At 38.1% G+C, this 14,102-nt stretch carries 10 protein-coding genes and 3 pseudogenes; 3 read left to right on the forward strand and 10 right to left on the reverse strand.

Annotation, left to right across the window (positions count from 1 at the left end; translation table 11 throughout):
- Nucleotides 1-103 precede the first annotated feature (103 nt).
- Nucleotides 104-964, forward strand: a complete 861-nt coding sequence (locus QF028_RS16150; protein ID WP_429466890.1) for a TetR/AcrR family transcriptional regulator — start codon at nucleotides 104-106, stop codon at nucleotides 962-964.
- A 122-nt stretch (nucleotides 965-1,086) separates the two neighbouring features.
- Nucleotides 1,087-2,691 (forward strand): annotated as a pseudogene (locus QF028_RS16155) (MDR family MFS transporter).
- A 34-nt stretch (nucleotides 2,692-2,725) separates the two neighbouring features.
- On the opposite strand, the gene splB reads toward QF028_RS16155, so the two are convergent.
- Both splB and QF028_RS16165 read right to left on the reverse strand, forming a co-directional pair.
- Entirely contained in the window at nucleotides 2,726-3,754 is a 1,029-nt protein-coding gene (gene splB / locus QF028_RS16160) for a spore photoproduct lyase (protein ID WP_410883267.1), read from the reverse strand.
- A complete protein-coding gene (locus QF028_RS16165; protein WP_410883270.1) occupies nucleotides 3,747-3,995 on the reverse strand; it encodes a transcriptional regulator SplA domain-containing protein in 249 nt (82 codons plus the stop codon). The genes splB and QF028_RS16165 overlap by 8 nt, the downstream gene beginning before the upstream one ends.
- A 189-nt stretch (nucleotides 3,996-4,184) precedes the next feature.
- Here QF028_RS16165 and QF028_RS16170 point away from each other — a divergent pair, with 189 nt between their 5' ends.
- On the forward strand, nucleotides 4,185-4,529 hold the full coding sequence (locus QF028_RS16170) for a hypothetical protein (protein WP_374103871.1): 345 nt from the start codon (nucleotides 4,185-4,187) through the stop codon (nucleotides 4,527-4,529).
- Nucleotides 4,530-4,806: 277 nt separating this feature from the next.
- Here the strand turns inward: QF028_RS16170 and QF028_RS16175 are convergent.
- The 8 genes and pseudogenes from QF028_RS16175 to QF028_RS16210 all read right to left on the reverse strand — a co-directional run.
- A pseudogene (locus QF028_RS16175) lies at nucleotides 4,807-5,378 on the reverse strand (transposase); the annotation flags it as partial.
- Nucleotides 5,379-5,745: 367 nt separating this feature from the next.
- The gene (gene brnQ / locus QF028_RS16180) at nucleotides 5,746-7,071 is read right to left on the reverse strand and encodes a branched-chain amino acid transport system II carrier protein (protein ID WP_429466893.1); all 1,326 of its coding nucleotides are present in this window, start codon (nucleotides 7,069-7,071) and stop codon (nucleotides 5,746-5,748) included.
- Between the two features lie 147 nt (nucleotides 7,072-7,218).
- Nucleotides 7,219-8,430 carry a GNAT family N-acetyltransferase gene (locus QF028_RS16185; protein WP_215003353.1) on the reverse strand — a complete coding sequence of 404 codons (1,212 nt, stop codon included), beginning with the start codon at nucleotides 8,428-8,430 and terminating at the stop codon, nucleotides 7,219-7,221.
- A gap of 172 nt (nucleotides 8,431-8,602) precedes the next feature.
- Nucleotides 8,603-9,373, reverse strand: a complete 771-nt coding sequence (locus QF028_RS16190; protein ID WP_429466896.1) for a L,D-transpeptidase family protein — start codon at nucleotides 9,371-9,373, stop codon at nucleotides 8,603-8,605.
- A 214-nt stretch (nucleotides 9,374-9,587) separates the two neighbouring features.
- On the reverse strand, nucleotides 9,588-10,436 hold the full coding sequence (gene kynA, locus QF028_RS16195) for a tryptophan 2,3-dioxygenase (RefSeq protein ID WP_410883277.1): 849 nt from the start codon (nucleotides 10,434-10,436) through the stop codon (nucleotides 9,588-9,590).
- Between the two features lie 56 nt (nucleotides 10,437-10,492).
- Complete coding sequence (locus QF028_RS16200) at nucleotides 10,493-11,920, reverse strand: amino acid permease (protein ID WP_429466898.1); 1,428 nt, start codon at nucleotides 11,918-11,920, stop codon at nucleotides 10,493-10,495.
- 24 nt (nucleotides 11,921-11,944) lie between these two features.
- Complete coding sequence (gene kynU, locus QF028_RS16205) at nucleotides 11,945-13,216, reverse strand: kynureninase (RefSeq protein WP_429466900.1); 1,272 nt, start codon at nucleotides 13,214-13,216, stop codon at nucleotides 11,945-11,947.
- A gap of 49 nt (nucleotides 13,217-13,265) precedes the next feature.
- A pseudogene (locus QF028_RS16210) lies at nucleotides 13,266-14,058 on the reverse strand (2-keto-4-pentenoate hydratase).
- Nucleotides 14,059-14,102: the final 44 nt, after the last annotated feature.

A 14,102-nucleotide genomic window follows, 5' to 3' on the forward strand; every position in this document is an offset into this window, starting at 1 on the left:
TTGACTATACGGTCACATTAGACATAATAATACTGACCAATCGGTCATAAGTCAATGATAATAAATTTTTAAAATAGGGAAATCAATTAATGGAGGGTTTATTTTGACGGAAAAGGAGAAAGTAATCATAAAATCAGGGATGAAGCTTTTTGCTCAAAAAGGTTTTTCCTCTACTTCAATACAAGAAATTGCAACAGAAAGCGGTATTTCTAAAGGAGCTTTCTACCTACATTTTAAGTCAAAGGATGATTTATTACACGCAATATTGGAATATATATTCGAGACCATCGATTCAAGTCTGTTAGATTTTGAAAACCAGGGTTTATCTCCCCGAGAAAAATTCATCAAGCAACTCACTGCTTTTTTCGGAACCTTTATTGGACATAAAGAGTTTTTAATCATGCTCTCCAAAGAACAAGCCATCCCAAGAAATGAAGAAATTAAGAAACTTTTTTTCAAAAAGCGCTTTGAATCTCATTTATTATATCGTAAAGGATTAGTTTCTATTTATGGACCGGACACGGAAACTTTTTCAATTGATCTTGCGTTAATTCTTGAGGGTTTGTTTAAATCCTATTTAGGGTTATTAATACTCGAACCAAAGGAGTTTGAGATTGAGGAACTATCCCACTTTTTATTGAAAAGGATGGATAGTATTGTAAAAGAGATTACCACAGATAAACCCTTCATAACTGAGCAGAAACTCGGGAAAATATTAAAAAGTTCCAAGCATTGTTTTGAAACTACTAATGTAATTACGATCGTTCAAAAAATGAGAACTGAAATAGAGCAGATGGAAAATAAAGAAGCGTTAGAAATCTCAATTGAGGTCCTTGAAGAGGAAATCACCAAGAAAAGCCCACGTATTCCAGTAATAAAAGGAATGCTTTCAAACTTTAAAGGAATTTCATCACTTGAAAAATACAGGAACGAAATTGCTTCCTTTTATGGTTTTGAGTTATAGAGGAAATGGATACATATTTCCTCTCGATGCGAAAATGATTGACTGACCGGCCAGTTATAGTGTATATTTTATGACGATATAGTCATTAGTCTTTTTATAACATCGAGATAGGAGAAATAATTATGGCGATAGAAGAGAAAAGAATAAATACAAAATTAGTCATAACCGGTTTAATTATCGGTATGTTTTTCAGTGCACTAGAGCAAACAATCGTAGGAACTGCAATGCCTACAATCATCTCTGAGTTAAATGGCTTTACCATATTTGCGTGGGTTACAACAGCTTATATGATTACTTCAACAACAGTGGTTCCGATAGTTGGAAAACTATCTGACCTTTACGGGAGAAGATTCCTCTATTTACTTGGAACCATTATCTTTATTATTGGTTCAGGTCTTTGTGCCACTGCAACATCTATGGAACAACTAGTCATCTATAGAGGTCTTCAGGGTATCGGCGGCGGGATGATTATGCCCCTTTCTCAGACAATCATTGGGGACATCTTTACAGCTGAACAACGGGCTAAATGGCAAGGGATTTTTGGTGGGTTGTTTGGGTTAAGTTCAGTTATCGGTCCTTTCTTAGGCGGACTTATTGTGGATAGCATTAGTTGGCACTGGATTTTCCTAATTAATGTTCCCTTTGGACTACTTTCCGCTATTTTAATCTTTATGGGATTAAAGCACGAATCAATTGAGAAAAAAGACAAAGTTAATATCGATTATTTAGGGATAATCACCTTAATTCCTGCGATCGTATTATTATTACTTGGTTTAACATTCGGCGGGGATAAATTTGAATGGGCTTCAACCACATCCATCCTAATTTTCGGTGGTTCAATTTTACTGCTTATCATATTCGGATTTATTGAGCGAAAAGCTGCTGAACCTATACTGGACCTTTCATTCTTTAAAAATCGAATTTTTGCAACAATGAATGCATTAGGATTTTTGCTTGGTCTTGGGATGTTTGGTGCGATTATGTTCGTACCTATGTATATGCAAGGTATTCTTGGCGTTTCACCAACCCAGGCTGGATCTACAATGACTCCAATGATGATTGCCATGATCGCTGCCAGTGTTGTTGGCGGTCAGTTGTTATTGAGATTTACTTTCCGTACAGTATTAACTTCAGGTATGCTTCTTGGTGCTTTAGGATTCTTTTTAATGAGTACAATGGGCATCGATTCAAACGAATTTACTGCTTATGCGTATATGGTGGTTCTTGGCTTAGGTATGGGCTTAGTGATGCCAACATTAATGATTGCTATTCAAAATGAATTTCCAAAATCCCAACTGGGAACTGTTACATCAGCTTCCACCTTCTTTCGCTCCATAGGTGGAACAATTGGGATTACCGTTTTAAATTCTATTATGAATCACACGCTTAAAGGAAAAATGGTTACTGCAGCTAATGATGCTGAAAATCCAATAGCTCACCAAGCATTACAAGCTCTTTCAGAATAAACGGATTCACTATTTAGTTTGCTGCTTAATCCGAGTCTATTAAAAATGCCAGAAGAAATTCAGAAAAGCGTTATTCATGCCATTCAAATAGCATGGTCAGATTCTTTTTCTACGGTATTCTTGACAGGGCTCATCTTTATCGCAGTCGGGGTTTTTGTGGCTCTTGCTGTTGGCAAAGGTCGTATAAAACGAGATAGCGAACTTAATGAAAGCGGCGAAAAACAAGTGACATCGTTTAATCGAGATGCAACTGAATCATAAGATGAAGAGGGATTCAAATTGAATCCCTCTTTTTCTATGTGAAATATTCTATTTTTGCTTGCGGAAAATAGGTGTTAATATATCTGCCAAGAGTATCTTTTATATCTTCTTGCTCTTCATTCGTATAGACGAATTTACCAATCCCGTAACGTCCCCATTTCCATTTCCTTTTTGACTCATCCAGTTCAAGTTTTGTCATCGGGTAATTTTTTTGAATCACACGCTTAGCTGGTTTTGTAAAACGATGCTGAATCATTTCAAAGGTTAAATCCTGTTTAGCTGACTCCGGAAGTTCCGCCTCCAGCTTTTCTAACATTTCTTTATATCCTTCCTTCCATCCCTCGTGTAGATATATCGGGGCAATAATGAAACCTAAAGGAAACCCAGCGCCTGCCACTTTACCTGCTGCCACTATTCTATCGGGCAGTCTTGATGTTCCCGGTTCAAAGTTCTTGATAATATAATCGTCATTGACACTAAAGCGAAAACGAGTTTTTCCATTGTGTTTAGCATCAAGTAAATGGTCCACATGAGCAAATTTAGTTACAAAGCGGAGCTTGCCATATTCAGATTGTCCGAAAAACTCTATCGCCTTTTTTAATGTATGGGTCAAATGGTCAACGCCTACGATATCGGATGTACAGGAGGCTTCAAACCTGGTTGGATTAGGTGCACGTTCTTTCATGTAATTCTCTGCAGCCTCAAAAATATCTTCAAGATTGACATAGGTACGAATATAAGGTTTACTGCCCATAGTTGTCTGTAAATAGCAATAATGGCAATGGCCCATACATCCTGTCACAAACGGGATGGCATATTCTGCAGATGGTTTGGAGGTATCAAACTTTAATGTTTTCCTTACCCCAATGACTAACGTGGATTTGGCGGTGCGGTATTTTTGAAAATCATTATCGCCAGGTAAATTTCTTATTTGATTGTGTGAAGTTGTTTCCCTTATTTCAATGCCCATATGTTCAAATTTGGCAATTAACTCTTTCCCAAGTGGATATTCCAGTGCACTTGGTTCAACGTAAACGAGTTGAGGAACAAAAGGCTTAACCATAATAATCCCCCATCTCTGCCATTCCAAACGCCTCCTGATAAGCAGATTCCGCCTCATTTGCCGACAAATAAACCGCAATTTCATCTGTTAAGGGGTAATAGGTTTCGTAGACAAAAAGTGCTAGTTGATCAGGGTTCTCAGGATTCTGCACAACTGCGGCTTCTTGGATATTGGCTACATCCTGTGCATGCGGGTTCCGAATAATTATATGAACGATTTGTCCTGGTTGGTATGATTCCATTTTTCCACCTAATCCTTTCATATCTAGGTTTTCTATTGATATTATTCACCAGAGGAGATTTTTAAATGGAACGAAATATTTCCATTTCCAACGTGGAACCTACAGCTTTAATGAAAGAGCATTGATTGAAGAATAAATTTTGAATCTAAGGGAAATGTAATGATAAGTTTGTAAAATTAAAACTAGGGGATGCTGCCAGTGGCAATTTTTGTGTATCAGACATTTGAGATCAAACAGGATAAATTCCAAGAAGGTATTGAAAATTTAAAGGAACTAAAAACATTCAGAAATGAGAATTATGATCAAAATGTGGAGATTTTAACACCCGTTTCAGGTGAGGATCATACATACGCACTACTTACCAAATATGAAGGCTTAGCTGAAATGGAATTACAAAACAAAAAAATGTTTGAGGATGAGGAATACTTAAAGCTTATTGGAGACTTTTTCCTACAAAATATTGTTCAAGGCAGTATGTATACGCAAATTTATCGTGCTCTTAGTGAGAAGAAAACTGATAAAAAACAATCGTAGATTTTTGTAAAAGGGTGCCGGTTAACTTTCGGTCGTCAATAACCCCTATTGACTATAGTAACCTTCCTTTTTCCTCACTATCAGTCGTCAATAACCTCAATCGGCTCTTTTCCGATTTTTAATATAAGAAAAACACGGCTGTTCACTGGAGGGCACTGAAAAACCTTCAGTTTTTAAAAAACCTAAATAGCATCACCAAAAAAAGACGACTTTAAAATTCAAAATTTGAATTTTGAGTCGTCTTTTTTAGTCTAAAGGAGGCATTTTGCCCCTCATCTTAATCAATAAGTTCCAATATTCTTTTTTTAATTCACCGTAAATATAGCCATGGCACCTTGCAATTCCATGCCAATTAGAACCGAGGATTTTGCAACATCGTACCCGTGTCTGTGTTTTAATTAACTATTTTTAGCCTCTATTTAATAGCGCTCTCTAGATTTTTCTTTAAAATACTCGCTTTCTTGAAATTTTGCTTGTCCTGTATGTTCATTTGATTTGTACTTACAGAATAAGTTTTACTTTTAGCCCCTTCCTTATAACATCCCTCTTTAAACGGGCAGTGTTTAACATTTTTCTATGTCAAAATAGTAGGTATCAACTTGATTTTTACCTACCCCTTTTTTTCCTTGTCGAGCTTTTCTTACAGCCAAGTGTCCAGCTTTACAAACATACATTCCAGCATCTTTATTAAATTCAAATTCATCTTCCTTAGTGCGAAAAACTTGTGATACAGAAGGGTTATGAGGAATCAGCAGTTTTATGACCTACTTTTGCATCCTTATCTTCAGAGCTCTGCAAATGTTCGATATCGTCGGTAACTGTTTCTTTTAGAAGGTTTAACTGTTCCTTTTGTTGATTTTGTATCATAGCACCCACCCGTTTAAAATTGATACTATAATTATAGAGCAAAAAAGGTATAATCCCCTTAATAATGAGGCATTATACCTTTTTTAAAATTTAAGCTTTAAGCCTAATATAAGAACCTGTTGATTGGAGCGGAAGGCGGCGAAGACTCCTGCGGGAGTACGGGGCAGGGGTGACCCCGCAGGCGCTAAAGCGCCGAGGAGGCTCCCCGGCACGCCCGCGGAAAGCGAAGCCGCCGGGAGCGGAAATCAACAGCCAATTTAGACACACAACCTAATTTTAAGAGACTTTTTCAGTGCCCTAGTTCACTGCCGTGTTTTTTCTTGTTCATCCTATGAAGAAGATTTAACCGTTATTGTTTTATTCTATCTTCCGAAGAGGTTCCCCTAAACATTCCAAAAAGAAAGCCTACAACTAAACCGATAAGGGCAGGAATAATCCACCCAAGTCCTTCCATGTAAAAAGGAAGAATATCAAGTACCCCACTCCATTTATTTGCAAGGAAAGTTTTATTAATCGTATCTATGATACTAAAAAGGGCAACAAAACTTACAACAAAGATATAAATCTGCGGATATCTTTTGATAAAATCATCGATGAGCCCTAAAAAGATAATTACGATCGCCAATGGGTAGATCATCCCAAGTATCGGAACAGAAATCTGTAATATTTGCGTTAATCCTAAATTTGCAATGGCGGTACTCAGAACAGATAAGATAATAACCCACTTCTTATAATCTATTTTTGGTATGGCATTTGCGAAAAATTGACTGCAGGAAGTAACTAAACCAATTGACACGCAGAAACATGCAATTGTAAAGACTATGCCTAAAATAAAGGTGCCGCTTTGACCAAATAAATGAGTCATTACATTGGTCAATATTTGTGCCCCATTTTCCGTTTGTCCTAATGACGAACTTGCCGCCCCTAAATACCCCAATATTAGATAAATCACGGTTAGCAGCAATCCAGCACCTAATCCTGCGTACATCATGTATAAAGATCTTTTCTTGTCGTCGTGGACACCTTGTGCTTTTAATGTGTTTGCTATCACGATACCAAAAGCTAAAGCAGCCAGTGCATCCATAGTTAAATAACCATCTAACACCCCTTGAAATACAGGGTTTGTCTCATAATTTCCCTTCGGTACTGCAAATGAACCTATTGGGTCAATTAAGCTCTTTATAAAAATAATCGTAATTAAAGCCAAAAGAATAGGGGTCAATAATTTCCCGAAAAGGTCAATAAGTTTCGACGGAAACATACACAACCATGCCACTAATCCAAAAAAGATGATGCTATACACTAACAAAGAAACAGGGTTGCCTACTAAATGTTCTGGCAAAAAAGGAGCTAACCCCATTTCAAACGCAAGACTCCCTGCACGAGGAATAGCTAGTCCAGGTCCGATAGCGATATAAATCAAAAATGGGAAAATGAAAGCAAAAAAAGGATGAACCCTTTGGTTTAGCTCGTTAAAACTTCCTGCCTTTGCAACCACTATAACGCCTAAAATAGGTAGTCCAACAGCTGAAACTATAAAACCAGCAAGAGCTGTCCAAAGATGAGTACCCGCTGATTGCCCCAGAAAAGGTGGAAATATAAGGTTACCTGCACCGAAAAACATTGAAAAAAGCATAAAACTAATAAAGACAATTTGTTTGGCAGAAAAATTCATTAAAAATCTCCTTTAAGATAAAAATATTATTCCATAATAATAAACTATATTTGCCCTTTGTTGGTATATTTATTTTTAACAATTAATTAATAAAAATCCTCTTTCTTATTTTTTCGAAAGAGGAAATTAACTGTTTCTTTATCTAATTCAAAAATAATCTGAGAAATATGGAGTCTGTCGTTCAATTAAATTTTCCAATATCTCCACGGTTTGGTCATTGCTGGTTAATCGGCCGATAGCTGCCAAATAGGATGGTCGTTTGTACCCGAGTAACATTGTCGTCAGTGTCTGGATATCAACAGCCACTAGAGGCTGATCCTCACTTTGAGTTAGTTCTCCCTGACCTGTGGCGGAAACATGGAGTGTGAATAACCCCTGGTTCCACTCAAGTAGTGGATCATTAAGCAAAATCGTCAGGTTTATATCTATGCCTGGTTCTCTAAACGGGTATTGATTTATAAACTGTTTAACATCCACAATTCTTGCCATAAAATAGGGTGCGATTGTTTCTTTAATATCCCCGTCTTCCAGCCAAAATGCCAATGGTTCATCCGTATAGATGGCCCCTAAAACTTTTGAAACCATAGAAAAATGGGCACTTATGAAATTCCAGAGTCCAATCCGTGCCTCTTCATTCATATAGACCATTTCTTTTATATGAAGCACATCATGTGAAATCCAGTACAACAAATACCCTTGGGGCTGGTGGGAACTATCATAATAAACAGCTGCTGTTAAATCCTCCAAATCCCATCTCCAATACTCCTCCCAGGCCAAATTATTTCGAATCATAGCGGCATGTCGTTTACTAGAAAAGAGTTTGTAAACCGTTTTAATATCAGGATGATCGGTAGTTAGCCGATCAACATAGCCTGACACTTTTTTTACCTTAGGCAATTGATAGTCTTTGACTTCGAAGGTCATCTTATCGGAAATGATCTCCCAACCCCTTTTCCGATAAAAAGGTAATGAATATGGATATAAATAGGAAATCGATTGTTTTCTTTCTTTCATATCTGCAAGCGCTTGCCAAATCAACTTATTCATTAATCCCAAATTTGCGTATTCCGGATAGGTGCCTACACCTGTCAAGCCTCCCATCTCAAATGTTCGTCCAAAAATATTTATTTGAAAGGGATAGACAGCTACTTGGGAGATTAATTTTTCACCATCAAACCAACCCAACACATCTGCCTGTTCCAAAACAGGCAGTTTTGCTAATGCTATTTCACGTTCCTCCCAACCCACTGTTTGTAAGTCTTTTTTGGTCACTTGGAACACATAACGCAATAACTCGTTGAACTGCCTCCAATGTTTCGGTTCCACTTTCTCCATCTTGAGCCTGTCCAATCGACTCATACCATTACCTCCAAAAATTTAAAATCTTACTCTATGTAAAGGTTTTTATATTAAATTTGTGTAATTTTCTTCTTTTTCATCCGTTTTATTTTTGGTAATAATAAAGTGTTTTTGTTTTTATTGTTATACAAAAAAAAGTTGCTCATCAATTGGAGCAACTAGTTTATATTTATTATTTAATTCCAAGCACTTTTTTCGTGGCTGGCCCCACAACCCCATCAACTGTTAATTTACGGGCCTGTTGAAATTTGCGGACGGCACTATCTGTGTTTGCTCCAAAGACACCATCTACACCTTTCGTACTGTATCCAAGTGAGGTCAGCTTGCGCTGAAGCTCTTGGACGGCAGGACCCCGACTGCCCTTTTTAAGGATTTCTCCACTGGAACTAACAGGAACAGATGGTGCACTAGACCCGCCATTAACTTTATACCCATTGGCTGTCGCAATTGCATTGAAAGATTTCCCTGACGATGTGATGATGACTGTGGTACCATTTGGAACTTGATTAAATAGCCATTCTACCTCATTATCATACATCCGAATACAGCCGCTGCTTACGTACCCTCCAATGGAGGCTGGATTGTTGTTACCATGAATCGCATATGTTGTCCCCCAAGTTCCACGAGCATTTAAACCGAGCCAGCGGTTACCGAGTGGATTTCGAGGGTCTCCACCGGGTATATGCCCCTTATAGTATGGCCTGTTCTTAATCTTAACTACAATTTTGAACCTGCCTTCTGGTGTATACGATTTTTTTCTCCCTGTTCCTACTTTGAACTGTTTTATAAACTTACCATTTTCAAAGTATGCGAGCCGATTGATAGTCTTGTTAATGATAATAAATTTTCCACTGGAAGCTGCAGAACCTGTCGGGACACCAACAAAAAAACTAGACAACATAAAAAAAGCAAATACAAAAAGAATTAACCACTTTTTTTGCAATCTAACCCCTCCAATACGACATAAATACTCATCCGTGTATCCTATGTCGGAAGGGCTTGTACAAATTACAATTTTGTTAAAGATATTACAATTTGGGCTAAAAGTAGTTTAGTGCCGATTTTTCCCTCTTTACGGGAATCAGAAACACCTATTAATCTTATAAGAAAACCGCAAAACAAGGTTTTGCGGCCTATTGTACCCCATCCTTTTCAATCTAAAGCTTTGTTCTTAAACTCCACAGCTCTGGGAAAAATTGCTGATCTAGGACTCTTTTTAAATAGGTCACACCAGACGACCCACCGGTCCCCTGCTTATGACCAATGATTCTTTCCACCGTACTCATATGATTAAAGCGCCATAATTGCTGTTGATTGCCAATATCTACTAACTTCTCTGCCAACTCGTATAAATCCCAGTATTGATCGACATTTCGATAGACTGTTAGCCATGCTTCTTCGACACTAGCATTCGGCTCATAGTTTTTGGACAAATCCCGATGGCGAACCTCATGATCAATAGGTAAACCACGTGCAACAAGAGCATTTATTGCAGCATCATAAATACTAGGTTGATGAAGAGCGTCCTGCATTTTTTCGTATAACTCTGTTTGGTGCTGATAGACTGCTAGTGTATGAACATTTTTATTTCCTAATGCAAATTCAATCAAACGGTTCTGATAAGACTGGAATCCTGACGATTGACCCAATTTATCCCTAAACTCCAAATACTCAGAAGGCGTCAGCGTCGATAGAACACTCCATGACTGAATTAATTGCTGCTGAATTCTTGAAACACGCGACAGGATTTTGAATGATGGCTCCAAATCGTTGTTTTGAATATACTCAATCGCCGCAGACAATTCATGAATAATCAACTTCATCCATAATTCACTAGCTTGATGGATAACGATAAATAACATTTCATCATGGTGATCTGACTGCCGATGCTGACTGGATAAGATTTTATCAAGATGGAGATAATCCCCGTATGACATCGCTTTTTGAAAATCTGTTTGAATCGTTTTCTCTAGTCCATTATTTGTGTTTTTTTCTTGTGAATTCATTGTATTAGACCTCCATCATTCTATTGTAGTTAAGTTATTTATGAGAATTTACCACGTTAATTTACCTTTTTGTTAAGAATAGCATCTGACTCGTTCTTTTCAGGATTGTTTCTTCTTTTATTAAAAATAAAATAGGCTGCAGATAAAAACAGTAACCAAGGAACACCGAATTGTAGCATGATTTTAAAACCTGTAAACCAAGTGGTGATCATTAAACTAAGGAGAAGGACTGCTCCAACAATCGTCAAATAAGGAAAACCAATCATCCTTACTGGTAATTTACGACCGCCTGACTTCTCCCACTTTTTTCTAAAAAATAAATGGGAAACAAACACCATAAACCATGTGAAGATGGCACCAAACATAGAAATTCCCATCATAAAAGCGTAGGAAGAATCTGGAAATAATGCATTTACTGCAGCTGCAAGAAAAATCCCCAATGTAGAAATGGCAAGAGCACTCAATGGAACGCCTTTTTTACTTAAATGTCCTAAAAAGGCTGGTGCATGATTTCCTCTAGATAATGAAAACATCATTCTAGTAGATGCATAAAGCTGACTGTTCATGGCCGAAAGAGCGGCTGTTAAAATAATAAAATTCATAATTCCACTAGCGCCTGGAATATTTAAGAGTTCCATCACTTTTACGAAAGGACTTTCCTCAACTCCTGCTGTTTTCCACGGAACAATCATTAACATGATGCCAAGAGTAATAATATAAAATGTCGATAAACGGAAGACGGTTGCTTTCAGAGCTTTCGGCACGGCAACATCTGGATCTTTCGCTTCCCCAGCAGTAACTGCGATCAATTCTGTACCCAAAAAGCTAAAAAGTGAAATAAAGATAGCGACCCACATTCCCCACATGCCGAACGGTAAGAAACCTCCGTCATTCACAAAGTTTTCAGGTCCCATATCCGGCTTAGCCGAACCTCCAAGGAAAACGTAGGCTCCAAGGAGAATAAATCCCACGATGGCACTAATTTTGATCATTGAAAACCAATACTCAAATGTTGCAAATGTATTTACACTTGTTGCATTTACATAAATCAAAACAGCTGCGAACAATAATATCCAGACAAACCCAGGCACATCTGGAAACCAGAACTTCATATATACCGCGATTGCACTTACCTCTACCCCAACAGCAAGTACGTTTGCAATCCAATAGGAATAGCGGACAAGATAACCAGCGAACGGGCTAATATACTTCTCAGAAATAGTACCAAACGACCCTGATGTTGGATGGGCAACAGTCATTTCTGATAAACATCCCATTAAAAGTAAGACAATGAAAGCACCAATGGCATAACTGATTAATACACTAGGACCAGCTGTACTAATGGCAAGTCCACTTCCTAGGAAAAGGCCCGTTCCAATCGCACATCCCATAGCTATCATTGTAAGTTGATTTGTTTTTAATTCACGCTTCAACCCATTTTCTGAACCATTTCCATTTTTCAAATGAGTTTTATTGTTCGCCATATAATTCCTCCTCGTTCCATTAGGTTAAGCAACAACTTCTCGTTCATTCTTAAACTTTTCATATTGCTTATCAGTCATAATTTTCTTAAGAATTTGGACCACTTCCCAAACCTCTTTATACGAGGTATAAAGGGCAACTGGCGCAAGACGAATGATGTTTGGAGCACGGAAATCAGGTATGACACCATTTTCTTTCAACGCTTTACAAATACGTGCGGCTTCTTTATGCTCTAAACTTACATGACCACCCCGACGGACATCTTCGACAGGGTTTCCTATTTTTAATCCCAAATCAGATAACTCTTGTTCAAGTAGGTTCATTAGAAATTGATTAATTTTAAGTGACTTAGCGCGGATTTTTTCAATCCCTGCTTCTGCAAAAATCTCCAACGCGCCAAGTAAAGGGGCAAGACTCAACACATGTGGTGTCCCGATTTGATAGGCTCCTGCAGAATCAGCCGGTGTTAAAGAATGCTCCATGTCAAATTGTTTCTCTTTTTTGGAACTAAACCAGCCGGCAAGACCAGGGGCTGTGCCAAAGTGTTTAGAATTCACATATAAACCTCCAACACTACCCGGACCACCATTTAAATGTTTATAATTGCACCAATACGCAAAATCTACACCCCATTCACTAAACGAATGCGGAATTGCTCCGATCGAATGACATCCATCAAAACCGATTAATATCCCTCTTCTGTTCGCTTCAGCTGTCAGACGCTTCATATCCAAGATTTGGCCGCTTCGATAGAGTACTGTCGGCAAAATGATAAGCGCAATTTCATCAGTCATCGCTTCGATAATATCTTCTTCCTCTAAAAAGCGACCATCCCGACTTTTTACACGAATAAGATGTGTATCGGGATCAAATCCATGAATACGCAGCTGACTTTGAAGTGCATAAATATCTGATGGAAAGGTTAATTCGTCAGCCAAAATTTTAGTCCTTGTTCCTTCTGGCTTATAAAAAGTAGCAACTAACTGATGCAAATTGACGGTTGTGGACCCGGTTACAATCACTTCATTTGCTGAACCACCTACTAAAGGAGCCATCATCTCTCCTAATTTTTCCGATAAAAAAAACCAAGGGTGGTTCCCACTCATCCAACCATCAATTCCATGCTCTTTCCAATCATTTAAGGACTCCAACAGCGTCCGTTCTGCTCTTTTCGAAAGCAACCCCAATGAATTCCCGTCCATATAAATGGAATTCGGCTTTATGTAAAATTCTTCTCGAAATCTGTTAAGTATATCTTCTTGATCCAATTGTTTTGCATACTCTAAAGTGAAAAGCATATTATTCCTCCTCGAATCTTGTGTCATTTTAATTAGGGCATGAAGGGAACTATGATTTGCAAGAGAATGAGACACTGCCTAGATCTGCAAATTGTGCCAAAATCGTATCATCGGGTTGAAAGCTAATCGCTTCCGTTATCGCACCGCTAAGAACGATATCACCTTTCTTCAATCCCCGCCCAGTTTCTCCGAGCTTGTTTACAGCCCAAGCAACCGCAGCAGCTGGATCTCCTAATACGGCTGCACTGGTCCCAGTTGTTGCAACCTCTGAATTCTTAGACATGTATACGCCAATTTCTTTCAGGTTTAGAGCATCCGGCGATACCCATTTGTTCCCTACTATAAATTTGGAGGAAGAACAGTTATCCGCAACGACGTCTACGAGAGTAAACTTGAAATCTAAATAACGGCTATCAATAATTTCGATCGCTGGTGCCACATATTTCGTCACCTTTAAAATATCTTCGGCTGTAACGCTTGTCCCTTGGATGTCTTCATTAATCAAGAAAGCAATTTCCGGTTCTGCTTTGGGATGAATAAAACTGCTAAATTGGACTGGTTCCCATTCAGGTGCAAGCATATCATCCATTAAATACCCGTAGATGGCTTCATGGACACCCATCATCTCTTGCTTTGCCTTACTTGTTAAACCGAGTTTCACTCCAATTCGGCGAAGTCCCTCCTGTTTCTTTTTGCTCGATTAATTTTTGTTGTATTTCATAAGCATGCTCAAATGTTAAGTCAGGGTAACTAGTGGTGATTTTTTCGACTTCCCGCTTTTCCTTTTCTGCAGCTAATAGGTAGCCTACGATTTCTTGTTCTGTTCCCTGCAATATTGTCATAATGGAACCTCCACTTTTAATAATTTTTATTCGAGAAAAAACTT

Origin of the sequence: Neobacillus sp. B4I6 (genome assembly GCF_050434045.1) — a bacterium.
Taxonomy (GTDB): domain Bacteria; phylum Bacillota; class Bacilli; order Bacillales; family Cytobacillaceae; genus Neobacillus.